Annotated in this window: 18 protein-coding genes and 1 pseudogene; 6 read left to right on the top strand and 13 right to left on the bottom strand. The window is 60.5% G+C overall.

Translation table 11 applies throughout. The features are described from left to right. Nucleotides 1-53: 53 nt before the first annotated feature. Together NW829_RS04580 and NW829_RS04575 are read right to left on the bottom strand one after the other, a co-directional pair. Nucleotides 54-1115, bottom strand: a complete 1062-nt coding sequence (locus NW829_RS04580; RefSeq protein WP_414416535.1) for a DUF1611 domain-containing protein — start codon at nt 1113-1115, stop codon at nt 54-56. Next, on the bottom strand, nt 1115-2167 hold the full coding sequence (locus tag NW829_RS04575) for a dipeptide epimerase (RefSeq protein ID WP_414416534.1): 1053 nt from the start codon (nt 2165-2167) through the stop codon (nt 1115-1117). Before NW829_RS04575 ends, NW829_RS04580 begins: the two co-directional genes overlap by 1 nt. Nucleotides 2168-2345: 178 nt before the next feature. Here NW829_RS04575 and NW829_RS04570 point away from each other — a divergent pair, with 178 nt between their 5' ends. The 5 genes from NW829_RS04570 (at nt 2346) to NW829_RS04550 (ending at nt 13815) form a co-directional block, all read left to right on the top strand. Beyond that, on the top strand, nt 2346-3983 hold the full coding sequence (locus NW829_RS04570) for an acetolactate synthase large subunit (protein WP_414352163.1): 1638 nt from the start codon (nt 2346-2348) through the stop codon (nt 3981-3983). Between the two features lie 156 nt (nt 3984-4139). Continuing rightward, nucleotides 4140-6203: a GspE/PulE family protein gene (locus NW829_RS04565; protein ID WP_414416533.1), complete on the top strand. Its 2064-nt coding sequence runs from the start codon at nt 4140-4142 to the stop codon at nt 6201-6203. A gap of 131 nt (nt 6204-6334) precedes the next feature. Continuing rightward, complete coding sequence (locus NW829_RS04560; protein ID WP_414416532.1) at nt 6335-7477, top strand: type IV pilus twitching motility protein PilT; 1143 nt, start codon at nt 6335-6337, stop codon at nt 7475-7477. Nucleotides 7478-7674: 197 nt separating this feature from the next. Then, nucleotides 7675-8901: a type II secretion system F family protein gene (locus NW829_RS04555; RefSeq protein WP_414416531.1), complete on the top strand. Its 1227-nt coding sequence runs from the start codon at nt 7675-7677 to the stop codon at nt 8899-8901. Between the two features lie 111 nt (nt 8902-9012). Further along, nucleotides 9013-13815, top strand: a complete 4803-nt coding sequence (locus NW829_RS04550) for an alpha-2-macroglobulin family protein (RefSeq protein WP_414416530.1) — start codon at nt 9013-9015, stop codon at nt 13813-13815. Nucleotides 13816-13821: 6 nt separating this feature from the next. On the opposite strand, the gene NW829_RS04545 is transcribed toward NW829_RS04550, so the two are convergent. The 9 genes and pseudogenes from NW829_RS04545 to purF form a co-directional block, all read right to left on the bottom strand. Further along, nucleotides 13822-15696, bottom strand: a complete 1875-nt coding sequence (locus tag NW829_RS04545) for an NFACT family protein (protein WP_414416529.1) — start codon at nt 15694-15696, stop codon at nt 13822-13824. A gap of 259 nt (nt 15697-15955) precedes the next feature. Beyond that, nucleotides 15956-16561 carry a DUF3727 domain-containing protein gene (locus NW829_RS04540; RefSeq protein ID WP_011433718.1) on the bottom strand — a complete coding sequence of 202 codons (606 nt, stop codon included), beginning with the start codon at nt 16559-16561 and terminating at the stop codon, nt 15956-15958. Between the two features lie 107 nt (nt 16562-16668). Beyond that, a complete protein-coding gene (locus NW829_RS04535) occupies nt 16669-16905 on the bottom strand; it encodes a gas vesicle protein GvpG (RefSeq protein WP_414413199.1) in 237 nt (78 codons plus the stop codon). 189 nt (nt 16906-17094) lie between these two features. Beyond that, the gene (locus NW829_RS04530; protein ID WP_414342319.1) at nt 17095-17484 is read right to left on the bottom strand and encodes a hypothetical protein; all 390 of its coding nucleotides are present in this window, start codon (nt 17482-17484) and stop codon (nt 17095-17097) included. Between the two features lie 578 nt (nt 17485-18062). Continuing rightward, nucleotides 18063-18164 (bottom strand): annotated as a pseudogene (locus NW829_RS04525) (IS630 family transposase); the annotation flags it as partial. Between the two features lie 90 nt (nt 18165-18254). Next, nucleotides 18255-19493, bottom strand: a complete 1239-nt coding sequence (locus NW829_RS04520; protein ID WP_011433715.1) for a pentapeptide repeat-containing protein — start codon at nt 19491-19493, stop codon at nt 18255-18257. Further along, the gene (locus NW829_RS04515; protein ID WP_414416528.1) at nt 19427-19924 is read right to left on the bottom strand and encodes a thiol-disulfide oxidoreductase DCC family protein; all 498 of its coding nucleotides are present in this window, start codon (nt 19922-19924) and stop codon (nt 19427-19429) included. The genes NW829_RS04520 and NW829_RS04515 overlap by 67 nt, the downstream gene beginning before the upstream one ends. 11 nt (nt 19925-19935) lie before the next feature. Next, nucleotides 19936-20460: a peptide deformylase gene (gene def, locus NW829_RS04510; RefSeq protein WP_011433713.1), complete on the bottom strand. Its 525-nt coding sequence runs from the start codon at nt 20458-20460 to the stop codon at nt 19936-19938. A 52-nt stretch (nt 20461-20512) separates the two neighbouring features. Beyond that, nucleotides 20513-22141, bottom strand: coding sequence for an amidophosphoribosyltransferase (gene purF / locus NW829_RS04505; protein WP_414413259.1), 1629 nt, complete (start codon nt 22139-22141; stop codon nt 20513-20515). 345 nt (nt 22142-22486) lie between these two features. On the opposite strand from purF, the gene NW829_RS04500 reads away from it, so the two are divergent. Continuing rightward, entirely contained in the window at nt 22487-23143 is a 657-nt protein-coding gene (locus NW829_RS04500; RefSeq protein WP_414342310.1) for a hypothetical protein, read from the top strand. A gap of 33 nt (nt 23144-23176) precedes the next feature. Here the strand turns inward: NW829_RS04500 and NW829_RS04495 are convergent, their stop codons facing one another. Then, a complete protein-coding gene (locus tag NW829_RS04495) occupies nt 23177-24574 on the bottom strand; it encodes an aspartate aminotransferase family protein (protein WP_414413260.1) in 1398 nt (465 codons plus the stop codon). A gap of 139 nt (nt 24575-24713) precedes the next feature. Further along, nucleotides 24714-26429, bottom strand: coding sequence for a succinate dehydrogenase/fumarate reductase flavoprotein subunit (locus tag NW829_RS04490; protein WP_414413261.1), 1716 nt, complete (start codon nt 26427-26429; stop codon nt 24714-24716). Between the last annotated feature and the right edge of the window lie 199 nt (nt 26430-26628).

Genomic DNA, 26628 nt, shown 5'->3' with positions numbered 1-26628 from the left:
CCCGACACTGACCCTACGGGTACAGTGCGGGGCTCCTGCGATTTCTAGCTGAGTTATCCTGCCGCCAGAATTGCCTCCAACAAGGGATCCGCCCCAAAACGCACCACATCCGTACAGGGCCGTCCGGTCTCGGCTTCCACCCGGCGGATCTGCTCTAGGGCTGCTTCTTCCTCCCAGCCGAAGGTATTGAGGGCAATCCCCACCACGGGCGCGGGGGCAAAGGCCCCGGCAGCCGCTGCCACCTGCTCATACAGCTCGATCACTTTGGACAAGGGTGGGATGGGCACGTAGTCTATCCCCTTGATGTGGGTCTGGCCGGCGCGGTGTACCAGGATAAGGTGGGTGGGCTGGGATCCACGCAACAGAGGCAAGGTGGCCGTAGAGGCGGGGTTGAGCAGGGATCCCTGGCCTTCCAGATGCAGAATGTCGTGGTCAGAGCCATAGCGCATGATCAGTTGCTCCACCGCCCCACTGGCATAGTCCACTCGCACCGCATCCAAAGGGATCCCCTCGCCGCCGATCAGAATCCCGGTTTGCCCGGTGGCCAAAAAGCGGGAGCGCAGGCCCCGCCTCAGGCTGGCCCGGTGCAGCTCTAGGCTGGTGGACATTTTGCCCACGCTCATGTCGGTGCCCACCGTCAACACCCGTTTACAGGGCAGGGTGCGGGCCAGGGCTTTCCCCACCGACAGGTTGGGGGGCTCGCGGCGAATATCCCAGATCCAGGCCCCCGGCTGCAACCACTGCCGAAACTGGGGATCCTCGGCCAAAGGCGTGTGCAGCCCATTCACCAGAGACAGGCCAGCTCGCAGGGCCAGGCCCAACTCCTCCCGCCAGGCTGGCGGCAACTGCCCCCCTGAAGGGGCGATCCCAATCACCAGAACTTCAGGCCGGTGGGCCAGCGCCTCCTCCACCGAGGCCACGATGGGAATGTCTTTGGCAATTCCGGTCAGATGGGCCAGGGATCCCCCCGCCTGCTCCCGGTCGATCACCGCCACCACCGGGAAGGAGCCGTAGCGCAGCAGCCCCAGCCCCGTTTTCCCATGCTCCCCCAGCAATCCCCCGTGGAGCAGGATGGCCACGCGACTTTCGCTGGACAGGGATTCCGGCCTTCCCATTATTCCTCCCGCAGCTCTACCCCCAAACCCGGTCGGTCGGTGGGGAGCAGGCAGCCCTCCTGCAGGATGGCCCCGGCAAAGGGATCGTCGGTGAGGTTGAGGTGGCTATCCAAGTCCAGGTAATCCACCAGGGGAGCCAAGTGGGCCGCCGCCGTATTCCCCAGAGCTGTGTTGCTGTAGCAGCCCAACATCACCTGTAGGCCGTGGGCTTTGGCGGTGTGGATCATGCGCCAGGCTTCGCTGAGGCCTCCGCACTTCATCAGCTTAATGTTGATCCCGTGGACGCGATCCACCAGAGGGGGGATATCGCGGCTGTCCATACAGCTCTCATCCACAAAAATGGGCAGCTTCGACTCGTGCCAGAGGGTGATCAGCTTCGCTTCCTGCCCCCTCTCCAAAGGCTGCTCCAGGTAGCTCACCCCTTGCCCCGCCAGCCAGTTGCTCATGCTCAGGGTTTGCTCCACCGTCCAAGCGCCGTTGGCATCCACTGTAATCAGGGATCCCAGCGGGATCACCTCTTGTACAGCAATCAGCATGTTCTGATCCGCCATCAGTCCTGAGCCGCTGCCCAGCTTGATCTTAAAGGCCCGCGCTTGGGTCTGTTCCATCCAGGCCAAGGCGCGCTGGCGGGCCGCCTGCGGGGTGGAGATGCCGATCGTCATCGTCGTGGGCGGAATGCGGGAGCGATCCAGCCCCCACAACTGCCACAGGGGCCTCCCCAGCCGTTTGCCCATCCAATCGTGCAGGGCCATATCCACCGCTGCCCGCGCTGCCGAAGGGATCCCGGCCCGCAGCAGTTCTGCCTCGATTGGCTGTCGCTCCCAGGGGGAATGGCGGCGCAGGATCCCTTTGGCCACGTCCAAGCCCATCAGGATGTCGTCCAGAGACTGGTGGTAGTCGTCGCTCACCGAAAAAGGGCAAGCCTCTCCCCACCCTTCAACTCCCTCCTCCTCAATTCGCACCCAAGCCAAGGTTGTCTCGCTGTGGGTACCTCGGCTGATGGTCAAGGCGTAGCGCTTGTGAACGGTGAAAGGTTCGACGTAGAGCCGCATGGGCATCTCCAGAAGAGGAAGCTTGGAGGGGCAATTGGGCCTGGGCCGCCCCTTTGAGCTTAGCTTGGTTCCCAGCCCAGCCTGCCCCCGTCCCCAAGCCCAGAAAACAAGTTATCCCTTGCCCCGTCCGCCGTCTATGGTGGGATCCAGATCCACCGTTCTCCATACCCTTGCCACCATGAATACCGCCGAACTGCTGGTTCGCTGCCTGGAAAATGAGGGGGTGCAGTACATCTTCGGCGTTCCTGGCGAAGAAAACCTGGAAGTCCTGCAAGCCCTGCGCCGCTCCTCGATTCGGTTTATCACCACCCGCCACGAACAGGGGGCCGCCTTCATGGCCGATGTCTATGGCCGGCTGACGGGCAGAGCGGGGGTGTGTCTCTCCACCTTGGGGCCGGGCGCCACCAACCTGATGACCGGAGTTGCCGATGCCAACCTGGATGGAGCACCCCTAGTGGCCATCACCGGCCAAGTGGGCACCGACCGCATGCACATCGAATCCCATCAATACCTGGATTTGGTGGCCATGTTTGCCCCCGTCACCAAGTGGAATGCCCAGATCGTGCGCCCCAGCATCACCCCGGAGATCGTGCGCAAGGCTTTCAAATTGGCCCAAACCGAGAAGCCCGGGGCCGTCCACATCGACTTGCCGGAAAACATCGCCGCCATGGAAGCCAGCGGCACTCCCTTGAGGAGAGATCGCCTGGACAAAACCTACGCCTCCTATCAAAGCCTGAACGAAGCGGCGTCCCTGATCTCCCGCGCCCGCAACCCCTTGATTTTGGCCGGCAATGGGGCCATTCGCGCCCAAGCCAGCAGCGCCCTCACCGAATTTGCCACCCGCTTGAACATCCCCGTGGTCAACACCTTCATGGGCAAAGGAGTGATCCCCTACACCCATCCCCTGTCCCTGTGGGCCGTTGGCCTACAGCAGCGGGATCTGGTCAGTTGTGGTTTCGACCGAACCGATCTGTTGATCGCCGTCGGCTACGACCTCATCGAGTACTCTCCCAAGAAATGGAATCCCGACGGCACCATCCCCATCGTTCACATCGCTGCCCTGCCCGCAGAAATCGACAGCAGCTACATCCCGCAAGTAGAGGTGGTGGGAGACATTTCCGACTCCCTGATGGAGATCCTGCGCCGCTGCGATCGCACGGGCAAGCCGGATCCCTATGGCCTCAGCCTGCGGCAGAACATCGTCCGCGAGTACACCTGCTATGCCCAGGATCAGAGCTACCCGATCAAGCCCCAAAAGCTGATCTACGACCTGCGCCAAGTCCTGGAACCCGAAGACATCGTCATCTCCGATGTCGGCGCCCACAAGATGTGGATGGCCCGCCTCTACCACTGTGACAAACCCAACACCTGTCTCATCTCCAACGGCTTTGCCGCCATGGGCATCGCCATTCCGGGGGCCTTGGCCGCCAAATTGGTGCATCCCGACCGGCGCATCGTGGCCGTAACCGGAGATGGAGGGTTCATAATGAACTGCCAAGAGCTGGAAACTGCCCTCAGGGTGGGCACTCCCTTTGTAACTCTCATCTTCAACGATGGCGGCTATGGGCTGATCGAGTGGAAGCAACACAACCAGTATGGCGAGGCTGCTTTCGTCAAGTTCGGCAATCCAGACTTCGTCAAGCTGGCGGAGAGCATGGGCCTCAAGGGCTACCGTGTCGAAAAGGCTGCCGAGCTGATCCCCATCCTGAAGCAGGCCCTCGAGCAGCCGGTGCCCACCCTCATCGACTGCCCTGTCGATTACAGCGAAAACCTTTACCTAACCCAGCGGTCGCAAGCGTTGGTCTGCGAGACTTAGGGGGTGAGGTGGATAGGAATGCGAGATTTGAGCCGAGTTGGGGCATAGTAAGCCCAGGGTTGGCGGCCTCTGGGCAGTCCAGACTTATGTATCTTTACCGTTGACCCTTAGCAGCCGAGTGCAGTGAAATAGAGGCATTGTGGGTGACCCGCCAGCATGAACGATCTTCCTCCCCCTCCTTTTACCTCGCGCCGTGCCGGTGCTGCCAGCAAAGCTCTGGCCATCGCCAACGTCAGCATTACCCCCTTTGGCCGCAAGTTAAAGGAGCTGGGCTTTGCCGACGATAAGCAGATCCAGGACATCCAAAACGCCCTCAAAGCGGATCGAGAGGGCAACAGCAAGGCCCTGGCTCTGGTGGTCAAGGATATCGTGGGCAAAGAGATCACCCCTGACCTGGAGCGGGCTTACAAACGGCAGCAGCTCTTTGAACTGAAAATCATCTACGGGATCCCCTCCCTGGATGTCGACCTGGAGCCGGTGGGGATCTCCGAGATGATTGGGCTGATCGACTCGATCTTGCCCCTCGACATCTGCAACCGCTACAAGTTCTTGCCCATTCGCCGTCGAGACAATCAGGTGACGGTGGCGATGGTCAAGCCAGACAACCTGCAGGCACTGGACGACATTCAACGGCGCTTCCGCATCCAGGGGCTGAAGCTGCAGCGGCGGGTCTTCACCCAGCGGGATTTCGAGACCCTGATCAACCGCTACATGGATGCGCAGGCGGAGCTGCTGGCCATCAAGGGGATCAACGACGCGGCTGCTGCCCAACAGGAAGAAGAGGTGGTGGTCAACACTGCCGAAATCGATCTGGATGCTATTGAGGATGTGGCTGCCGATGAGGCCGGCGAGGGATCCCTGGAGCAGCAGGTCAAATCGGCAGATGATGCCCCGATTATTAAACTGTCCAACCAGATCCTGGTCAAGGCCCTGCAGGATGGGGCGTCCGACATCCACATCGAGCCACAAGAAGAATACCTGCGCATCCGCTTCCGCAAAGATGGGGTGTTGCGGCAGGCTTTTGAAAACTTTCCCAAGAAGATCGTCCCTGCCCTCACCGCTCGCTTCAAAATCATGTCCAATTTGAACATTGCCGAGCGGCGCATGCCCCAGGATGGGCGGATTCGGCGGGTCTTCAAGGGGCGCAAGGTGGACTTCCGGGTCAGCACCCTGCCCTCCCGCTATGGGGAAAAGATCGTGCTGCGGATCCTGGACAACTCCGCCACCCAACTGGGGCTGGACAAGCTGATCACCGACCCAGAGACCTTGGAAAGCTTCAAGGAGATTGTCAGGCGACCCTTTGGCCTAATCCTGGTAACTGGGCCAACGGGATCCGGGAAAACCACCACCCTCTACTCGGCCCTGGCGGAGGTGAACGACCCGGGCATCAACATCAGCACCGCCGAGGATCCCATTGAATACTCGCTGCCGGGGATCACTCAGGTGCAGGTGATCCGAGAAAAGGGCATGGACTTTGCCATGATCCTGCGGGCCTTCTTGCGGCAAGACCCGGATGTCATCCTGGTGGGGGAAACCCGCGACCACGAGACGGCCAAAACCGCCATCGAAGCCTCCCTCACGGGCCACTTGGTGTTGACCACGCTGCACACCAACGATGCCCCTGGCGCCATTGCCCGTCTGACGGAGATGGGGATCGAGCCATTTATGATCTCCAGCTCGTTGCTGGGGGTGTTGGCCCAGCGCTTGATGCGCCGGGTGTGTACCGAATGTCGGATCCCCTACCACCCCACGCCGGAGGAGCTGGCCCGCTATGGCCTTACCCTCAGTGGCGACGGCGAGCAGCTCACCTTCTACAAAGCCAACAAGCTCTCCCCCAAAGAAGTGGAGCAGTGCAAGGCCACCGGCAAGCCCATCTGCGAGAACTGTGGGGGCGTGGGCTACAAAGGTCGGGTAGGGGTGTACGAGTTCATGCGCATGAACGACCGCCTTGCGGACTTGATCAACAAAGAGGCCCCCACGGAGGTGATCAAAGAAGCGGCGGTGGAAAGTGGCATGAAAACCCTGCTGGCCTACAGTTTGATGCTGGTGAAGCAGGGCCTCACCACGCTGGAGGAGGTGGATCGGGTGACCCTCACCGACAAGGGTCTGGAAAGCGAGCTGAAGGCCCGTGCCAAGGCTCTCAGCACCTGCCGCAACTGTGGCGCGGCCTTGCATGTGGACTGGATGGACTGCCCCTATTGCCTGACCCCGAAGTTTTAGGAAGTCGGCTTGGCACTTGACGATGTTGGGGTGCCGACTATAACAGTCCTATACAGTTGCCTTTCTCACATGGCTTTGGCCGGCGGCTCTTTTGATAGACAGTTCTACTCGCCTTTGGAGAACCCAACCCTATGCCCCAACTGATGATCGAAGACCTCATGGAAGCAATCGTCCAAAAGGGCGGTTCCGACATTCATATCTCGGCGGGTTTGCCCCCCTACTTCCGCATCAATGGTCACCTTGAGCCGACAGAGCATGAGCCTCTCTCGGCAGAGGAGGTGCAGCGGTTGATCTTCAGCATGCTGAACAACAACCAGCGCAAGCAGCTGGAGCAAAACTGGGAATTGGACTGCTCCTATGGGGTGCGGGGGATCGGGCGCTTCCGCGTGAACGTCTACCGCGATCGCGGCACCTATGCTTGCGCCATGCGGGCCCTGGCTTCTGAGATCCCCAACATCGACAAGCTGGGCCTGCCGGATGTGTGTAAGGAAGCAGCTCGCCTGCCGCGGGGCTTGGTGCTGGTAACCGGCCCAACGGGATCCGGCAAATCCACTACGCTGGCCTCCATGATCGACATGATCAACCGCGAACGGGCCGAGCACATCCTCACCATCGAGGATCCCATTGAGTATATCTACACCCCCATTCGCAGCATCATCCACCAGCGACAACTGGGGGAAGATACCAAGAGCTTTGCCAATGCCCTGCGGGCGGCGATGCGGGAGGATCCGGATGTGATCCTGATCGGGGAGATGCGGGATCTGGAGACCATCCAGTTGGCCATTACCGCCGCCGAGACGGGCCACCTCTGCTTTGCCACGGTACACACCAGTTCTGCCGCCCAGACGGTGGATCGCTTGGTGGATGTGTTTCCGCCCGAGCAGCAGCAGCAGATTCGCGTGCAGCTCTCCAACTCCCTCAAGGCCGTCTTCTCCCAAACTCTGGCCCGCCGCCTCAATCCCAAGCCAGGAGAGCCTGGACGGGTGCTGGTGCAGGAAATCATGGTGGTAACGCCGGCCATTGCCAACCTGATTCGGGAGGGCAAAACTGCCCAGATCTACTCGGCTATCCAGACGGGGGGCAAGCAGGGCATGAAAACGCTGGAGCAAGATCTGGCTAACCTTTACCTACAGGGCAAGATCGACTTCGATACGGCCATGTCTAAGACCTCTCGCCCCGAGGAGTTGCAACGGCTTTTGGGCAACGTTACCGGGCCCTCGCCAGCCGCGGCTGCCCAGCAACAGCGGCCAGCAGCAGTTGCCACCCGTCGCTAAACCTCGTTGCCACCAGGCAGTGCTGGGATCCCCGGGTGAGGGTTCATTGCCGATCTCTAGCCGCTGACTTGATTTGTGGCTAAGCTCTAGCTGAGAGATTGTTGATCTGCCCAAGGTTTGGGCTGACTTCTCTTTTGCACCTGCGAAACATTTAAAGCCATTTCGTTATTTAGAGCGATCTAGCCGGGGGTACAGCCATGCCGCGCTACAAGGTTCGGGGGTTAAAGGCCGGTCAGCCGGTACGCCTGACGGTGGTGGCCAACAGCTTGACCGAAGTTCGTGCACGGCTGCGCCGAGACGGGATTTTTGCCAAACAGGAAGACATTCAGGAGGAGAAACCCTTCTTTTCCTTGGATACGTCTTTCGATTTCTCAATGCTGGGATCCATCGACATTCGCGACAAGGCAGTGTTCTCCCGGCAATTTGCTGCCTTGATCAACGCCGGCGTGTCGATGGTGCGCTCTCTCACCATCATGGAGGAGCAAACCGGCAACCCCAAACTCAAAAAGTACCTGCGGGCTATCCGAGCGGAGGTGGAGGCGGGGAAAAACCTCTCCGACTCCATCCGCCCTTATCCCGACGCCTTCGACGGCCTCTACTGCAGCATGGTGCAGGCGGGGGAGGTGGGTGGCGTGCTGGACGAAGTGCTCAACCGCCTGGCCAAGCTGCTGGAGGACATGGATCGCCTGCAGAAGCAGATCAAGTCAGCCATGACCTACCCGGTGGTGGTGACGATCTTGGCTGTCTTGATTTTCTTGGGCATGGTGCTGTTCATCTTGCCCACGTTTGAGAGCATCTACAACGACTTGGGTGGGGAGCTGCCCGCCTTTACCCAGTTTTTCATCAACATCAGCAAGTTCCTGCGCACGCCCCAGTACAGCTTGGGGCTGGTGGGCTTTCTAGGGGCCGTCTATTTTGCTTTCCGGCGCTTTTACCGCACCCCTGCCGGCAAGGAGACCATCGACGCGCTGGCCCTCAAGCTCCCTATCTTCGGGGATCTGATCCAGAAGTCGGCGGTGGCTCGCTTCTGCCGCACCTTTGGCGCTCTCACCCGCTCCGGGGTGCCGGTGCTGACTTCCTTGGAAATTGTGCGCGACACCTCCGGCAACCAGGTGGTGGCCAACGCCATTGACGCCGCCCGCCAATCCATCTCAGAGGGAGGGCAGATTGCCCCTGCTCTGGGCAAGGCCAAGGTCTTCCCAGTCATGGCCATTCAGATGATCAGCGTGGGGGAAGAGACAGGGGAGCTGGACGCGATGCTGATGAAGACGGCGGATTTCTACGAGCTGGAGGTGGAGGAGGCGGTACGCGCCCTCACCAGCCTGCTGGAGCCGTTGATGATCGTGATCCTGGGCGGTATGGTGGGCTGCATTATCGTGGCCATGTACCTCCCCATGTTCAACGTGTTCGAGTTGGTGAAGTAGCCGGAAGGGATCCCTCGAAGTTGGACGGTAAATTCTACACAGGTTCTGTGCTGGCTCCCGATAGTTTGGGTCGAAAGAGGCAAAGTCAGAGCAACGGAGGAAAGGGATCCCATGCTGAGGCGATGGTTAGCGGCCCTGGTGCTGTTGTTGGGGGTGGGGCTGGCAGTTTTGCTTTCCGAACAGCCGACGGGATCCCTGGTGGGACGGGTGGAGCTGCCGGCAGGGGTAGCTCTGGAGAGCGTCCGGGTGATCGCCGCCGGCCCGGTCACGCGCAGCGCCAGCTTGGCCTCAGATGGCGAATATCGCTTGGATCGATTGCCTGTTGGGGAATACCAGGTGACGGTGCAGGGATCCGGCCTGGAAAAGGTGGGCAGCCAGAGATCCGTTCTGGTGCGGGAGGGGGCAACGGTTCGGATCCCCACCTTGCGCCCTCAGCTTGTCCCCCCCGGTCTCTATCTCTACAGCACCAGCCAGGTGTTTACGACCGCAGAACCGGCGCGGCTGCAGTGGCGGGCCACCAGCCTGGGCTCGGTGCAGCTCAGCCTCTATCGCTTTTCCCTGACAGAGCTGCAGGGATCCCCTCTCTTGCGGGATTTGGCGGATGCTGACTATGGCTCCCTGGATCCGGCTCTGTATCCCACCCTGCGGCGGGAGCTTGTGCGCAGTTGGCAGCAGCCGGTGCCACGACGAGCGGGAGAGGGGTGGACAGCCCAAACCTTGGAGCTGGGGATCCTGCCGCCGGGGGCCTACTGGGTGGAGGCGGAGGGCCGGGAGCCGCTGAATGCGGCTGCACCCTTGCCCCGTTTCGACCATTGGTTTTTGGTGAGCGATCTCGGCCTCATCCAGAAGCAGGATGCCAGCCAGTTGGTGGTGCAGGCGGTGCACCTGCGGGAGCTGCGTCCCCTGGCCGGGATCCAGATCCAAGTTTTCGGGGAGTGGGGGGATCCCCTGACGGCCACCACCGATGCAGAGGGGCTGGCCCGCTTTGGCCTGCCGGCGAGAGAGGGTTCTTCCCTGGTGGTCTATGGCCGCAGTGCCGACAACACCCTGCAGGCTTTGTCCCGCAGCTACGCCTATGGCTGGAACCAGCCCCACCGGATCTACGCCTACACGGATCGTCCCCTCTACCGTCCTGGCCAAACCGTCTATTTCCGCGCCCTGGTGCGAGAGCAAACCCGCCTCACGCCGCCCCCGGTAGGACAAGCAGTGCAACTGACCCTTACGGCCCCCAACGGGGATGTGTTGAGCGAACAAACCCTGGCCACCAATGCTTTTGGCAGTGTCCATGGGGAGTTTCAACTGCCAGAAGAGGCGCCCCTGGGCAGCTACGGCCTGGAGTGGCAGGTGTCAGGGCCGCAGGGATCCAGCGGCGAATACACCTCTTTTCAGGTGGAAGCCTACCGCAAGCCGGAGTTTGAGGTGGCGGTGGTGCCCGACCGACCTTGGCTGGTGCGGGGGGGATCCCTGAAGGTGCAGGTGGAGGCCGAGTATCTTTTCGGCGCGCCGGTGGCCGCTGCCCAGCTCCGCTACCGAGTTTACAGCAGCCCCGACTGGAGCCTGCGCTATGGGCTGTTGCCCCGTTCTGCCGAGGAAGACTATTTCGCCGACGACCTGGGAGAGGAGCAGGGCTACTACGGCGGCTACGGCCAGTTGGTGGCGGAAGGGGAAGGGGTGACGGATGCCCAAGGGCGGGCGGAGTTTCGCCTGGATCGCCTGCTGCAGGATCTCAACTGGGAAGAAGACAGCTACTGGGGCCCCCAAGAGGTGCAGCAGTTGCGCATCGAGGTGGAGGTGACCGATATCAGCCGCCGGACGGTAACAGGATCGGCGCGGGCCTGGGTCACGGCTGGCGAATTTGCTCTGTTTGCGGAAGTGAACCGCCATCTGCCGGCTCCGGGGGATACCCTCACCTACCGGCTGCAAGCCCGCGATTACGATGGCCGCCCCGTCAGCGCCACCGGAGAGCTGAGCCTGGAGCGCTGGCGCTGGGATCCCAAGAGCAACACCTACCAACGGCAAGGTACCCTGCTGCGGCAGCCTTTTCAGATTGTCAACGGGGAAGGCAGCCTCGACCTCCACCTGCCCGCCGACCTGGAGCCGGGAGACTACCGGGTGCGGTTGACGGCATGGGATCCCCGCCGTCAAAGTGCTCCGCACCGCTGGCGCGAACGGGTGCAGGAGGTGGACTATCTCTGGGTGGTGGAGCCGGGCAGCCCCCTACAAAGTTGGGGATCCCTGCCCAGCCTGGAAGTGGTGGCGGATCGGCAGATCTACCAGGTGGGGGAAGAGGCCCAGATCCTGATAGTCTCGCCGCTGCCGGATGTGGCGGTGCTGGTGGGCATTGAGGGATCCCGGCTGCACCAGGTGCAGGTGCTGCGTCTCCAGGGGCATACGGCCACGCTGCGGCTGCCCATCCGCGGCGACTATCGTCCCAATCTCTACGTCACTGCCACTGCCATCGGCCCAGAGCGGCGGCTGTACCGAAGCGAGGCCCTGCTGCGGGTCTCCCCCTTGGATCGCTTTTTGCAGGTGGAGCTGCAAACCGATAAACCCACCTATCGACCGGGCGAGACCGCCCAAATCCAAATCCGCACCCGCGATGCCCAAGGGCAGCCGGTGAGCGCCGAGGTGGGCCTAGGGATTGTGGACAATGCCCTCTACCTATTGCGACCCGACTTCACCCTGGATATTCGCCGCTTCTTCTATGGGCGCCAGTACAACCAAGTTACCACCACTACCTCTTTCCCTCAGCAATATCCCGGCGGTGCTGACAAGCTGGCCGGCCAAGTGCGGGAGGACTTTCGCGATACCGCCGCCTGGTTCCCGGATCTGGTCACCAATGCCGATGGCCTGGCTCAGGTGCAGGTGCGCTGGCCCGACAACCTGACCACCTGGCGCTTGACCGCCCGCGCCGCCACTGCCGACACCCAGGTGGGATCCGCTCTTGCCACAGTCTCGGTTAGCAAAGACCTGTTGGTGCGCTTGGCCGCTCCCCGCTTTTTCCGGGTGGGGGATCAGCTCACCTTGGCGGCCATTGTGCAAAACCGCACGGGTCAAGCCCAAGCGGTGGAGGTGCGGCTGGAAGTTCCTGTTCCTGCCGGTGGGATCTTGAAATTGCAAGGCCCGGAACGACAACGCCTCACCGTGCCGGCCCAAGGAGCGGGGCGGGTGGAATGGCCTCTCCAGGTTCTGGGGGCCGGAGATACCTCTCTGCGGGTTTGGGCGGAAGGGAATGGGCTGAAAGATGCGTTGCAACTGCGGATCCCCAGCCAGCCTTTCGGCGCTGTGCAACGGTTCTCCCAGGTGGGTCGGGTGCAGGAGGGCAGCCTTGACTTATCGCTGGATTGGCCCGCCACCTGGGTGCCGGGATCCCGGCAGCTTCACCTGGAACTGGCCGCTAGCCCGGCAGCAACCCTGCTGGAGCCGCTGGATTACCTGGTGGAGTTCCCCTACGGCTGCACCGAGCAAACCCTGAGTCGCTTCTTGCCCGCCCTAGCCGTCACCCAAGTCAGCAAGCAGTTGGGCTTGAACCTGCGCTCGCAAACCCTGGAGCGGCTGCCCCAGGTGCTTCGATCGGGCTTGCAGCGACTGGAGGGATCCCAGAACTTCGATGGGGGCTGGGGCTGGTGGGCCCATGACCGGAGCAACCCCTATCTGACCGGATACATCCTGCAGGGGTATCACCTTGCCCAAGCTGCTGGCTATGCCCTCAAAGAGTGGCGGGTGCGGCAGGCCTTGGACTATCTGGCCGCTCAGGACTATCTGGCCGCTCAACTGGCCCAGCCACAAGCCCTCTCCCCGGATCTACAGGCTTTTGTCGCCTACAGCCTGGCCCTCTGGGATCCCGCCTTGGTGACTGCCGACCTGCCGCCGCCGGAGCGGCTCTCCACCTTTGGCCTGGCCTACCGAGGGCTGGCCGCCCTGCAACTGGGCCAGAGGGATCTTGCCCAGGCAGCCCTGGATGAGGTTCTGGAGCGGCGGCAACAGGATCCCCAAGGGCGCTGGTTTATCCCGGCTGCTCCAACTCGTGCGACCCAAGAGCGCTCCACCTACGACGACATGGAGGTGGCCGGCCCCCTACTGCAATTGGCCGTTCGGCTGCAGGATGACCGGGCTGCCCAGATTGCCGATGCCCTTCTCCAACAGCGGCAAAACAACCGCTGGCGCACCACCAAAGCCACCGCCGATGCTCTCCTCGGCCTGTCCGCCTACTACCAGGCCCAGCAGCAGCAGCTTCCCGGCCCCGGCGAGGTGCGGGTGTTGGATGGGACAACCGGATCCCTTCTCGGTCGCTGGCAGGCCGGCGCTGGGGATCCCCGCTATGGGCTGGATTGGGCTGACGCAGAAGTGGGGAACCTGAGCAGCCTGCGCCTGGAAAAGTCCGGCCCCGGCCCCCTTTACTACAGCTTGAGGGGAGAAGCCTTCGTCCCCAACCCTCTGCCCTCTCAAGCCCAAGGCTTTGCGGTGAGCCGCAGCTACTTCCGCCTACAGCCCCAGCCCCAACCCAACGGGGAGATCCGCTACCGAGAGCAGCCGCTGCGCCCTGGCGACACAGTAAGGGCCGGAGAAATCCTCCTGGCCCGGTTGACGGTGGAAGCCGAGCGGGACAGCCACTACGTGGTGGTCGAGGATCCCCTGCCCAGCGGCGCCGAGATCACCTCCCAGGATCCGCGAGAGTTCACCGGCTTGGCCCCAGACTACTGGTGGGACTGGTTTTGGACCCGCCAAGAGAATCGGGATGACCGCGTGGCCTTTTTCAGCACCGAGCTCAAGCAGGGTCGCCATGAGTTTGTCTATCTCTTCCGTCCGGAGATCCCCGGCCAATTCCAGGTGGCTCCTGCTTTGGCCGAAGAAATGTACGACCCCAGCCGCTATGGCCGCAGCGCCCCTTACTCCCTCAAGGTTCTTCCCTAGATTCCCTCAAGCCTGCTCGTGGCATGGGCCAGAAACGAAGCCACCGGTCGCGTCGGTGTTCACGAGGGCTGACGCAATGAGGAATTGAGCACGGCTGGGCCGCCCCCAAAGCACCTGCTCCTGCTTGTAAACGACCATGCCGGGCGGGGATCCCTTGGGTTTGAACACCAGTTTCGGGCGAGTGTAGACTACCGGCACCTGTTCGCTGAGGCGACCGCGGCTGAAATGGGCCGCCAAATCAGCAGCCGCCTGCAGATCTTCGCTTTCTGCTACAGCCCCGGGGGGCAAGCGCAGCAGCACATGACTGCCGGGGATCTCTTGGGCATGAAACCACCAATCGTGTTCCTGAGCCACGCGAAAGGTGAGCTGATCATTTTGCAGGTTGTTGCGCCCCACCCAAATGGAGAAGCCACTGGGGCTGGTAAAGCGATGGGGGTTGAAGGTTGCCGGTGAGGCATGTTTTGAGCTCGCCCGCAGAGACTCTGTCCCGCTGTTGCGAGTGGGACTCTCCAAGTAGCGCTGTTCAATCAGCTCGGTCTCAATTTCCTTGAGGGTGGTCAAGTCTTGGGGATCCCGATAGGTTTCCAGCTGCTGTAGAGACGCTTCCACCTGCTCGAGGTAGAGGATCTCTTGGCCGAGCGCCTCTTGTAAAGGTCGGAGGGCATCCTGGGCCCGTTTTTGTTTGCGGTGCTTGCGGTAGTAGGCTTGGGCATTGAGAATGGCATTTTTTTCGGGGTCGAGAGGGATCTTGACCGTCTGGCCGCTGGCAAAATCCGGCAGCTCGATGTGATGCAACCCTGGCCGCCAGAGGTGGAGGTGGGCCATCAACAAGTCGGCAGCCTGCTTGGAGGCTTCCGCTTGGGTGGAGTCGGCCAGCATTGCCTCAAATTGCTCTCGCCGCTGATAGAGCTTTTTCAGCAGGGTGGATACCCTTTGCAGCAGACGGTGGCGCTCTCGCTCAAACTGTTCGCGGTTAAGCTGAGCCTGGTAGTAGCCTTCCAGAAGTTGGTGCAGATTGAGTCGAGAAGGTTGTTGCAGGGACTCCGTCCCGCTAACGGGAACGGCACCGCTTGCCCAGCCGAGAACGGTGTATCCCTGGGGAGTGGGAGCTGGGTCAAACTGGCCGGTTTCCAGACGGGTTAACCAGTCTTGCCACCTGGCAAACAGCGCCTGCCAATCCTGGGCAGAGAGGTGATCGCTGGGAGTTTGCGGCGGGATCCCAGCCTGATGGCACATCGCTTCCACCAAGTGCCGACTGAGGCCGCGATAACAGCGCAACAGCCGTTGGCCGATGGGGCCGGGGATCAGGGCAACGCGCTCTTGCCAGCAGGAGAAGGGCTCGGATCGCTGCGGGATCGGATCGGTTAGGGCCGGGGGGGCTTCATAGGGCAGGCCCGGCTGCACTGGACGGATTCGCGATTGGCGCTCGCTTACCCCATGGCCACTGGCCAAGATCATGCCCGCCTCGTCCACCAAAATGGCATTGCTGTGCTTGCCCATCACCTCTAGGTAGAGATGGCGATGAGGGGGATCCCCGGGCCGAGGGGCAAAGCGCAAGTCAATCACCCGTTCCCAATCCTCCAGCAGAGCCAGCTCCGTCAGAGCCAAACCCTTCAGGTGCCGTTGGAGGAACTGGCTAAATTGAAAGCCATCCGGCTCTTTGGGAGGAGGCTGACAGAGGTGGAGACGGGCCGCCTGAGGATGCCAGCACAACAGCAAGCAGGGGCGGGCAGTGAGGGTGCGCAAGCCAATGACCACCGTCCACAGATCGGTCTGTTGGATCCATTCCACGCGGGCAGGCAACACTGGATCCCGACCTGTCTTAGCCTGGGTTAGATCGGCGAGCACAGCACGCAGGGTGGTTAAATCAACCGGCTGCATCCCTGTTGCTCCTTCGCTACGCAATGCTCAGGCGGCTGGGGCTATCTTCATTCTGGCAATGGGCGTGGGGCGCACTCCCCAGCTCCAGGATCCCTGCCGGAAGCCCGAAACCGTCCCTCAGCAGATGTCGGGGCGCGTTTGGAGTGGCCGACGAAAAACTCCGGGAAAACTTTCCCAGGCACTTCCGTTGCCTTTGCCTTCTAGCCGCGTTGGCTTGGCAAAAATATCTAGCCCGGCAAAACAACAGGGGTTGATCCCCCTAATCTTCGTCCTCATCTTCTTCGTCATCTCCGTCTTCCCATTCCTCATCGAGATCCAGCAGCAGGGCATAGAGCTGATCAAAAAGCTCTGGCGGCTCATCGGGGGTGAGCAGGTAGGGATCCCCTTCGTCAGGCAGAGCGGCGTAGAGCAAAACGGGATCGAGGGGGGTAAAGATGCCGTATTTCTTCTCTTGGTAGAAAAAGGTAGCTAGCAGTTGAAACTCCTGGGCATCTTCCTCGCTCTCGCCCAGCTCGAACACATCTTCCTCTTCGACTGGGGGCAATTCCCCCTGAACCGTGAGGATGTCGAAGCCATTTTGCTGCAAGGTGAGGTTCAACTCCCCCAAGACAGCCTGGATGGTGGGCAGGGTAGCCTGTAGCTCTTCAGGATCCGGCTCGTCCAGGATCCCTTCCATGTTGGCATCGCCGTTCACCGCTTGGCTGGGTTCTTCTTCCCCTTCCCAAACCAGCACTTTGATCACAGCATCAACGGGAGTCACCAGAGCATAGGTCTGCTCGTCGATGACCACCTGACGCAGGATCTCGCACTTGAGAGGCTGGTTTTGCTCGTCGCGGAGCACCAAGGTTTCATGGGATTCAGTCATTGAAAACAGCCCAGGGTAGGAAAGACGGGGGTGTACAGAAGCTCATTCTCCCATGTTCTGCCCCCCTGCAATGCTGAGGGATCCCTTCCAGGCCCACCGGCAGAACTCTATGCTTCGGCTTCTCGTTCTGCCTGGGTTAAGGCTTCCAGAGCCAATAAAATCTCCTCTTCTCGGCGGGCGTAGGTTTCTTCGTCAATTTCTCCCAAATCTAGCTGAATTTGCAGGGCCGTAAGTTCTTTTTGCAGGTTTTCTTTGCTATCCAGCTGTGCTTCGGCGCGTTCTTGGATCTGCTCTGCTAGCCAAAGCAAACTTTGGGCCGGCCAAGTCAACAATTGCCAAACCATCCCAGGGCCCCTAAAGCAGATGATGAGTCTTCGTAATCCTATCAATTTGGATTCTCAGGTGGCCATTGCCCCGGTCTAGCCGTGAAACTTTTTGTTCCCTTCCTCCCCAAGCTGGAAAGACTGGGACACGCACGAAGCGCCAGGGGAAACACTGGCTATTGGTGCTCAGGCAAGTCCTAGCCGCGAAGACTAATCCTCTCGCTGGTGCTTCTCGATCCACTCCATGAGCTCCCCCTCGGAATGGGTACACAGGCGCTCTCCCGTGATTGGGTCTTGGACAGACCACCAGACCATGCCGCTGCCATCTACCCACTGCCGCACCCGCAGTTCATCGCAGGCCGCCAAGACTGCCTTCAGGCTCTGCCAAAGGTGGCGCAGTCCTCTGAAGAGCGCTGAAGAGAAGGGATCCCTGCCGCCGTACTCGGCTGCCAGCTGCCGCTCTTCTTGTTTCAGCAGCTCCATCAAGCGGGTGTTGTTGGCCGCCCTAGCTGCTTCCAAACGACGGGCCAGGGAGGCTGCTATGTTTTGGCGATGGCGGGCCAGGAGACTTGTCCCCCTCATTTCAGCGATTGCACTCATAAGGCTGCTCTACATACCAGTACCTCTACACGATCAATCCTACCAAAAAATCTGTAGTCAAGGATACGAAAAGTGCAAAACCATCGGTTCTGCACGCTAACGTGCGGGATCCGATCCCGGTGCCCTGCCTGGGAGCTGCCGGAAGTTAATCTAACAAGGGGCCACCTGAGCAGCTCAGATCAATCGGCGGCTTCCCCGGACGGATTTAACGGGGGCTAATCCACAGGCAGCAAATTCAAGCGGAGCGGCAACCGGAGTTTTTCCGCGTCTTGCAGGAAAAAATGCTTGCAAGCCTACTTCCACGGAGCTGCCACAACTCGGAACGAGCCGACCAAAACAGCTTAGGCAGGAGGTGGAGAGGAAAAGGATGGGGGACTATCAACTTCAATGTAGCCTAACCCTCTCTTCTGGACGATGGTCCGTAGCTCCTGAATCAACTTTTGATCTTGGGAAGCGGTACGTGCTCCTGACTCGGCAGCCCATTCTTTCAAGCTTTGAATTTGGTCACGGGCAATGGCGGCTAGAGGAACCGTTTGGCGGGTGGTGCCCCAGGAGTAACGATACAGCCTGTTAAGGAACTAAGGGGCACAGTAGCAACACTTAGCAAACCAACTTCGGAAGCAGGACGGGTTGATAAGTAATAAAGAGGTCTCCACTATCTGCTCTATGCTACACTTCCCAGCTTCTAGCGAATGGGTTGGCATATCCCTCTCTCCTTCCTCTTGAATACTTGTATCCTATTTTTAATAGGCTGTAGCAACAATGTGAGTCTAAAGAAAGGTGTACTCGTCGTAAAGGGATCCCTTGAACAAAGCGCCGTTCAGGTTAGCTCCCCGCAGGTTGGTGCCCCGCAAGTCGGTTTGGCTCAAGTTGGCTTCCTGCAAGTCTGCTTCTCGCAAATCAGCTCCTCTTAAATCCGCTCCGGTCAAGTCCGCTTGCTGCAGGTAGGCTCGGCGCAAATACGCATCTGCAAGGTTAGCTCGGGCCAAGCTCCAGCCGGAACGCGGCTGGTTGAGAACCCGCCAAACTTGTTTCCACTTGGGATCCAATTGGGTCTGGGCGTCTAGGCGTGTCCCCTGCAGGACGGCCTGGCTGAGATCTGCCCCTTGTAGGTTGGCTGAGGTTAAGTCGGCCCCGCCGAGGTGGGCTTCGCGGAGATTGGCGCCGCGCAGATCGGCATGGACAAAGTTAGCCTCTCGCAAATTGGAGCCCTGCAAGTCCGCTTGCAGTAGGCGAGCTTGGCGCAGGTTAGCCTTTTGCAAGGAAGCCCTGCAGAGGATGACTTGGCTGAGGTCTGCATCGGCAAGGTTGGCTTCATCCAATTGGGCCGAGTGGAGATAGCCCCCGCAAAGATTTGCCTCCGACAGATCCCTGCCCACCAGATCTCGTCCTTCCTGCTCCCAGTTGAGGATTTGCCACACCTGGCGCCACTTTTCTGCAATTTGGGTCTCAGGGGTAAGGTGGGCGCTCCGCAGCAGGGATCCCCGCAAGTCCGCTCCCACGAGATTGGCCTGATGCAAATCGGCGTCAGCCAAAACGGCGCTGCTTAGGTTAGCCCCCATCAGGTTGGCTTGGCGCAAGTTGGCTTGCCGGAGATTGGCCTGGCTGAGGTTGGCATGGCTCAAGTCCGCCCCTTGCAGATGGGCTCCCTCAAGGCGGCTATGGCTGAGGTCAGCGTAACAAAGAATGGCTTCAGTTAGGCGGGCATTGTTCAAATCAGCAGCTTTTAGCTGGGCCCGCCATAGGTTAGCCTGACGTAGGTTTGCTCGACACAGATTGGCTTGTTCCAGGAAGGCTTGGCGCAGGTTGGCATTCACCAAGACAGTTCCCACCAAAATGGCCCGGCACAGAACTGCTTCAGCCAGACAAAGGCCAGAGAGGTCGGCCCCGCTGAGGAGGATCCCTTGCAGATCTGCTTGGTAAAGCCCCAGGGCGCTGAGATTCAGCTGCTTGAAATCCCGTTCCCCCTGAGCGTATTGGTGCAGCAGTTGCTGGACGGGGCTGAGCATGATTCCTTATCTACCAAATCCACCAGGAGATCCTGGCCGCGAACACAGACAGGGTAAGCCGATAGGTAGAGGGTGTTACGGCAGCCAAACCACTCGTAGCGGTGATCCCGGATCTGTTCGTAGCCCAGATCCCCCAGAAACTTCAAGCCAGGAAAGTTGCGGTACAGAGCCAGCCACACCTCCCCGCTCGGCAAAAGGGCGGCAATTTGTTCAATGGCGGCGGATCCCTGCCAGCGGCGCTCTGGGTGCTCCAGATCGATGAGAATCATCCCCAGCTCCACCTGCTCCGGTGGGATCCCCCATTGGGCCAGGGTAGAGGTATCTTGCATGGGAGCATAGCAAAACTGCCGTCCGCGATCCAGTTGCTCCAAGAGCTGAACGCCGGTGGCACAGAGGTTGCAGAGGCCGTCGTAGATAACCATGTAGGGCATGGTGGGATCCCTCAGGCGGGCTGACCCAAAATCTGTGCTTGGTACTGGGCTTCGGTAAGCAGTTGCCGAGGCTGCCGCTGCAGGAACACCCGACCCATCAGGTGATCGTATTCGTGCTGAAAGATCCGCGCCGGAAAATCCTGCCAGACCACCCTTTGCTGAACGCCTTCTGGAGTGTAATACTCCACCTCCACTTCGCGGGCGCGGGCCACCAGACCACGGCAATTGGGCACACTCAAGCAGCCTTCCCAACCCAGCACCTGTTCAGAACTGCAAGCCAGCAGACGGGGGTTAACCATCACCAGAGGCTGCATTTGCGGCGCTTCCGGGTAGCGGGGATTGGGACGAGAGGCCACGATCAGCACTTGGAGCAGGGATCCCACCTGAGGAGCAGCCAAGCCCACCCCCTGCGCCTCTTTCAGGGTAGCCAGCATACCTTCTATAAGATCCTGCAAGGCCGGCGTTTTGAACTCCGTCACCGGCTCGGCCACTTGCGTCAGGATGGGATCCCCCAATTGGCGTAGGCGAAAAGTCATGGCTTGCCCCAAGCAATTCTTCTTCTCAGTCTAGCGGGGATCCCTGAGCAGCCTAGCGGCTCTTGCCAGTAGCCACCAGTTCCAGGGCCAGCTTGGAGCGCTTCAGCCCTTCTGGGATGGGGATGGGGTAGTGGCCGGTAAAGCAAGCGGAGCAGAACGAGTTGGGATCCCGGCCCGTGGCAGCCAGCATGCCTTCCCAGCTCAGGTAGGCCAAAGAATCCACTCCAATCTTCTCGGCGATTTCCTCTACGGAATGCTGGGCAGCAATCAACTGATCCTGGCTATCGGTATCGATGCCGTAGAAGCAGGGATGGGTGACCGGGGGGCTGGAAATGCGCATGTGGACCTGGGTAGCCCCCGCCTGGCGCAGGGCCTTGACGATTTTCTGGCTGGTGGTGCCCCGCACAATTGAGTCGTCCACAATAACAATCCGCTTCCCCCGCAGCACGTCCTCCAGGGGGTTGAGCTTCATGCGAATGCCCCGCTCCCGCATGGATTGGGTGGGCTGGATAAAGGTGCGGCCCACGTAGCGATTTTTGATCAGCCCTTCCGTGTAAGGGATCCCCGACTGGCGAGCATAGCCAATGGCCGCCGGCGTGCCGGAATCGGGAACGGAGATCACCCAGTCGGCCTCTGCCGGAGCCTCCTTGGCCAGTTGTTCTCCCAGCCGCACCCGGTAGGAGTAGAGGCTTTCCCCGTGCATCCAACTGTCTGGGCGGGCGAAGTAGATCATCTCGAAGATGCACAACTTGGGGGTGGCCTCCGCCCAACGCACCGATTGCAGCCCCTGACGGCTGATCCACACCAACTCTCCCGGCTCCACCTGCCGCAGAGGGTCGGCCCCGATGATATCCAAAGCACAGGTTTCTGAAGCCAATACATAATGCAGCGGCTCGGCCTCGGGGTGGCTGAGGGTGCCGTCGCTACAGATGATCTCCAGCATCTCTGACTGCAGCAGCTCATCCAGAGCGGGGTTGCTGCTCAAAAGCCCCAACACCAGCGGACGCACCCCATAGGGATCCCGTGCCCCGATCAGGCCCTCTGGCGTGCCGATCACCAGACTAAAAGCCCCCTGACAGCGGCGCAAAGCTTGGCAAGTGGCCGCGATCCAATCTTGACCTTGGTTCACCGCCTGGGCAATGGCGTGGGCAATACACTCGGAGTCGGTGCTGCTGGTTAGGTGCCGGTCGGCGGCCTCCAGTTCCTTCCGCAGCTCTTCCGCATTGACCAAATTGCCGTTGTGGGCCAGAGCCAGCGGCCCCAGGCGAGTCTCCACGATCACCGGCTGAGCATTGGCCACGCGGCTGGATCCAGTGGTGGAGTAGCGGGTGTGACCAACCGCCAGATCCCCGGTCAGTTGGGCCAAGTTCACTTCATCGAAGACCTGGGAGACCAAGCCCATCGCCTTGTGAACCCGGCAAAAGGATCCCTCAAAAGTGGCGATCCCTGCCGATTCTTGGCCGCGATGCTGCAAGGCAAATAGGCCAAAGTAGGCCAGCTTGGCCACCTCCTCTCCTGGAGCCAGGATGCCAAAGACCCCGCAAGCCTCTTGCAGCTCTTCCCGGGCATACCCCGCCCCGCTGATGTTTTCTGAGGGGTACAGGGCATCAACGCCAACGGCAGTCTGCCCCTCTGCTTCTCCACAGCCAGAAGATGGTTCTGCTCCCGCCCTTGCTGCCATGGATCCTCGTCTTGCTGTCACGCTTACCAGTCTAACTCGGCCCAGGTCATTCCCCTCTATCTGGCTTCACCCCCAAAGGGGAAGTCCACAGGTGGGGTTTGCAAAAAGCTAAGACTCTACCTATAGTGTTAGCAGCGTGTAAGCGCTGCTGTGGCTGAGAAGCAGCCTGGCCGAGTTTTTGAGTTGGACACCACCAAGGCTCGGCTCTCCCAGAACCGGCAGGATCCCAAAGCTTTGTGTTGTGAGGAGTCAAACCCCATGAGACAGCAGCCCCATAGGTTCCGTCAGAGCTGGACGTTAGCAGCCTCCTCTGTAATAAGGGCCAGTGTAGCCGCTCTTCTGTCGTTGTCACTTGTGGCTTGCCAAGAAGATGCCGGCGAACAGCCTGCGGTTACCATCACGCCGATAGCGGTGGTGGCTCCAACGCCCACTCCTTTCCTCATCCCCAGTCCTGTCCCTACGCCGCCGCCCACCCCTCTGCCTACCCCGACCCCCACTCCCCTCTTGAATCCTTTCCCCACTCCCAGCCCCTCTCCCACTGCTTCCTTTGCAGCAGAGCCGCCTTCGATTGCCGTGGTGGCCCTGACGGACGCGCGACAGACGGTACCCTTCAACGTGCTGGTGGCCGTGACGACTCCTGCAGGTTTGGGGGCCGGCATCAGCTTCCGGGTGGAAATCCGACAAAGCCCCCTCACCCTCACCTTTGATTTCACTGCCGCTGCCGTCGGCTGTCAGCCCAACAGCAGAGCCTGCATTGGCACCATCCCCATCACCATTCCCACTTCTGCTCCCACCGGGGATTATGAGGTGACGGCAATGGTGGCGGATACCCAGGGCCGAATTGCTTCGGCCAAAGCTCCTTTACGGGTGTTGCCTGCGCCCAGTCCCTCCCCCTCGCCAACGCCGACCGGCACCCCCAATCCCTTTCCCTCGGTATCCCCTTCGCCCAGACCCAGTCCCTCTCCCAGTCCTTCGCCGACGCCCAGCCCCAGAAGCTTCTAACTCCCTCAGGCAGTCTCTCTTGTCGATTCAGGACTAAGGTAGCTCTTGAAGAACTCGCTTCAGGGTGGCGATCAGGTGTTCAATATGGGCTTCCTCGATGATCAAAGGCGGGGAAAGGGCGATGGTATCACCTGTAGTGCGAATCAATACCCCACGTTCGTAGCAGCGCAAAAAAGCTTCAAAAGCCCGCGCTGTCGGTCGGCCAGGGATCCCTTCCAATTCAATTGCCCCCACCAAGCCGAGGTTGCGCACATCGATGACATGAGGCAAGCCCCGTAGGGAATGGAGAGCCTCCTCCCAGAGGGGAGCGAGGTTGGCAGCCCGCTCGAACAAGCCTTCTTCTCGATACAGGTTCAGGGTAGCCAAGCCGGCGGCACTGGCAACTGGGTGGCCGGAGTAGGTGTAGCCGTGGAAAAACTCGATGGGGCTCCAGGACAGCGTCCTGCTGTTGTCCCCTGGACGGTGCAGGTCATCAGCGGAACCAGCAGCCTCCATGAAGGCGCTGTAGATCTCTTGCTTGACGATCACTGCGCCCATCGGGATGGTGCCATTGGTGAGGCCCTTGGCACAGCAAATCAGATCCGGCACCACCCCAAAGTAATTGGCCGCAAAAGGGGATCCCAGACGCCCAAAGCCGGTGATCACCTCATCGAAGATGAGCAGAATGCCGTATTTGTCGCAAATGGCCCGCAGCTTTTCCAAATAGCCCACCGGCGGCAGCAACACCCCCGTTGAACCGGCAACCGGCTCTACGATCACCGCTGCAATCGTGCTGGCATCGTGGAGAGCGACGATCCGCTCCAAGTCTTCTGCCAAGTGGGATCCCCAGCGAGGCAGGCCGCGGCTAAAGGCGTTTTGCTTCAGGTTGTGGGTGTGGGGTAGGTGGTCTACGCCGGGAATGAGGCTGCCGAAAAACTTGCGGTTGTTGGAGATGCCCCCGACCGAGATGCCCCCAAAGCCAACGCCGTGGTAGCCCCGTTCCCGGCCAATCAGCCGCTGCCGGGATCCCTGTCCGCGTAAGCGATGGTAGGCGATGGCCATTTTCAGGGCCGTATCCACCGCCTCAGAGCCAGAGTTGGTGAAAAAAACGTGATCCAGTCCGGCAGGAGTGAGCTGGATGAGCTGCTCTGCCAGTTGAAAGGCTTTGGGATGGCCCATTTGAAAAGCTGGGGCGTAGTCCAGTTGGGCCACCTGCTGTTGGATTGCTTCCACAATCGGGGGACGACAGTGGCCGGCATTCACACACCACAGCCCGGCAGTCCCATCTAGGATTTGGCGGCCATCGTGGCTGGTGTAGTACATGTCTCGGGCGGCCACCAACAGGCGCGGGTTGGCTTTAAATTGCCGATTGGCCGTAAAGGGCATCCAAAAAGGCTCCAGATTCAGCTCCGCTTGCAGGGCGACGGCTGCTTTCTCCAGGGTTTCTTGCATGGCTGGCCCTCCGGCAGTAGACGAGATTTCAAGCTGGCGAAGATGGAATCCCTAGATATTGGATAATTTTGAAAGGGGCTCCATCCTGCTAACGGGAACGATAGAGCAATCCTAATCGGCCTGGGAGGCCTCTGGAAAGTTAGTATTTTCGCTCCTGAGGGGGAAACCGGGTGATCACCACGGGGCGATAGCTGATCTGCGGGGATCCCTCGCGAAAGGCAGCCAAGGTGTGTTGTAAAAACCGTTGATCATCCCGTTGGGGGTAATCTTCCCGCGCGTGGGAGCCACGGCTTTCCCGCCGTTCCAGGGCGCTGGCGAGGATCAAGGCCCCCACCGTCATGAGGTTGTCCAGCTCCAGCGCTTCGATCAGCTCGGTGTTCCACACCTTGCCCCGATCGTCCAAGCGCAAATCCTGCTCGTAACGCTGGCGGATCTGTTGCCATGTTTGGATCCCTTCTTGGAGAACCGATTCGGTGCGGTAGACGCCGCAATGCTCGGTCATGCAATCTTGAAATTGCCGCCGCACCTGATCAATGCGGCTCTTCCCTGATCGTTCCAGGAGCCCGGCAATCCGGCTGGCGGCCTGTTTGAGTAGGGATCCCTCGTCCACTTTCGGCAAGGCTCGACCTCTGACGGCTTCTACCAGGGCTGCCCCTGTGCGCCGCCCGAAAACAACGCACTCCAGGAGAGAGTTGCTGCCCAGCCGGTTGGCCCCATGCACCGAAACACAGGCCGTTTCACCGGCAGCGAACAGCCCTTCCACACGGGTTTGGGCATCCCGCAGTACCTGCCCCTCCACCGTCACCGGGATCCCACCCATGCAGTAGTGCACCGTCGGTCGCACCGGAATGGGATCGACAACCGCATCGATGCCCAAGTGGCGATGGGCCTCCTCCCAACAGAAGGGCAGCCGAGTGTGGATCTTTTCTGCCCCCAGATGCCGCAGATCCAAGTAGACAAAATCTTTGCCGTCAATACCGCGCCCGGCCCGCACCTCCGTGACAATTGCCCGCGACGTGATGTCCCGTGGGGCCAATTCCATCTGGCTGGGGGCATAGGCGGCCATAAAGCGCTCCCCCTTCCCATTGATCAGATAGGCCCCCTCCCCGCGCACCGCCTCTGAGATCAACACCCCCACCGGATACAGGCCCGTGGGATGAAACTGCACAAACTCCATATCCTGCAGAGGCAGGCCGGCCCGCGCCACCATCGCCATGCCATCGCCGGTGGAAGCAAAGTCGTTGGACGTGGAGTTGTAGATGCGCCCATAGCCGCCTGTAGCCAACATAACCGCCTTGGCCCGCACCACCTCCAGCCGCCCGCTGGCCTGCTCCAACATCACCACGCCCTGGGCTTGGTTGTCCTCCAGGATCAGATCCAGCACATACCATTCGCTGTAGAGCTTGACCCCAAAACGCTTGAGGTTGCTCACCAACTCGTGCAAAATGGCGTGCCCGGTTTTGTCGGCGGCATAACAGGTGCGCGGGTGGCTGTGTCCCCCAAAGGCCCGCTGGGCAATGCGGCCATCCGGCAGGCGGGAGAACAAGACCCCCAAGTGTTCTAGGTCGATGATCACTTCAGGAGCTTCCCGGGCCAGAATCTCCACCGCATCTTGATCCGCTAGGTAATCGGATCCCTTGACGGTATCGAAGGCATGAGCCTCCCAGGAATCTTGCGGATCGACATTTTGTAAGGCGGCGGCAATGCCCCCTTGGGCTGCTACCGAGTGGCTGCGAATGGGATGGGTTTTGGACACCAAGGCCAGGTCGAGGCTGGGATCCCGTCGCATAACCTCCAAAGCCGCTCGGCAACCGGCCAGCCCTCCCCCGATGATGACAATGTCGTGTTCCAGCATGGATGCAGGCAAGCTCTCGCAAAGGATTCCGCCACAGCCAGGATGGCGTTTTCCCATTATGGCCGGCCCCAGCAGCCTCTCCAGCAGCACCTGAGTATAGCTCGTTATCAGCAGCGGTGCGGTGCCGTAGGCTTACCACTTTCTGCTGTAAACTACCCGACTCCGACCGCTAAAGCGGTACGGAGCGGGCTTTCAGTAG

The organism is Synechococcus sp. R55.8 (assembly GCF_047461895.1).
GTDB lineage: Bacteria > Cyanobacteriota > Cyanobacteriia > Thermostichales > Thermostichaceae > Thermostichus.
Note: the sequence above shows the minus strand (reverse complement) of the source record. Positions and strands in the feature narration are given on the sequence as shown.

What these genes read in the sequence shown, in the direction of transcription:
- NW829_RS04530 (WP_414342319.1), bottom strand. Translation starts at nt 17,484, where the DNA reads ATGAGTGCAATCGCTGAAATGAGGGGGACAAGTCTCCTGGCCCGCCAT.
- def (WP_011433713.1), bottom strand. Translation starts at nt 20,460, where the DNA reads ATGACTTTTCGCCTACGCCAATTGGGGGATCCCATCCTGACGCAAGTG.
- NW829_RS04545 (WP_414416529.1), bottom strand. Translation starts at nt 15,696, where the DNA reads ATGCAGCCGGTTGATTTAACCACCCTGCGTGCTGTGCTCGCCGATCTA.
- purF (WP_414413259.1), bottom strand. Translation starts at nt 22,141, where the DNA reads ATGGCAGCAAGGGCGGGAGCAGAACCATCTTCTGGCTGTGGAGAAGCA.
- NW829_RS04555 (WP_414416531.1), top strand. Translation starts at nt 7,675, where the DNA reads ATGCCGCGCTACAAGGTTCGGGGGTTAAAGGCCGGTCAGCCGGTACGC.
- NW829_RS04540 (WP_011433718.1), bottom strand. Translation starts at nt 16,561, where the DNA reads ATGACTGAATCCCATGAAACCTTGGTGCTCCGCGACGAGCAAAACCAG.
- NW829_RS04570 (WP_414352163.1), top strand. Translation starts at nt 2,346, where the DNA reads ATGAATACCGCCGAACTGCTGGTTCGCTGCCTGGAAAATGAGGGGGTG.
- NW829_RS04565 (WP_414416533.1), top strand. Translation starts at nt 4,140, where the DNA reads ATGAACGATCTTCCTCCCCCTCCTTTTACCTCGCGCCGTGCCGGTGCT.
- NW829_RS04490 (WP_414413261.1), bottom strand. Translation starts at nt 26,429, where the DNA reads ATGCTGGAACACGACATTGTCATCATCGGGGGAGGGCTGGCCGGTTGC.
- NW829_RS04580 (WP_414416535.1), bottom strand. Translation starts at nt 1,115, where the DNA reads ATGGGAAGGCCGGAATCCCTGTCCAGCGAAAGTCGCGTGGCCATCCTG.
- NW829_RS04560 (WP_414416532.1), top strand. Translation starts at nt 6,335, where the DNA reads ATGCCCCAACTGATGATCGAAGACCTCATGGAAGCAATCGTCCAAAAG.
- NW829_RS04550 (WP_414416530.1), top strand. Translation starts at nt 9,013, where the DNA reads ATGCTGAGGCGATGGTTAGCGGCCCTGGTGCTGTTGTTGGGGGTGGGG.
- NW829_RS04515 (WP_414416528.1), bottom strand. Translation starts at nt 19,924, where the DNA reads ATGCCCTACATGGTTATCTACGACGGCCTCTGCAACCTCTGTGCCACC.
- NW829_RS04575 (WP_414416534.1), bottom strand. Translation starts at nt 2,167, where the DNA reads ATGCGGCTCTACGTCGAACCTTTCACCGTTCACAAGCGCTACGCCTTG.
- NW829_RS04520 (WP_011433715.1), bottom strand. Translation starts at nt 19,493, where the DNA reads ATGCTCAGCCCCGTCCAGCAACTGCTGCACCAATACGCTCAGGGGGAA.
- NW829_RS04535 (WP_414413199.1), bottom strand. Translation starts at nt 16,905, where the DNA reads ATGGTTTGGCAATTGTTGACTTGGCCGGCCCAAAGTTTGCTTTGGCTA.
- NW829_RS04495 (WP_414413260.1), bottom strand. Translation starts at nt 24,574, where the DNA reads ATGCAAGAAACCCTGGAGAAAGCAGCCGTCGCCCTGCAAGCGGAGCTG.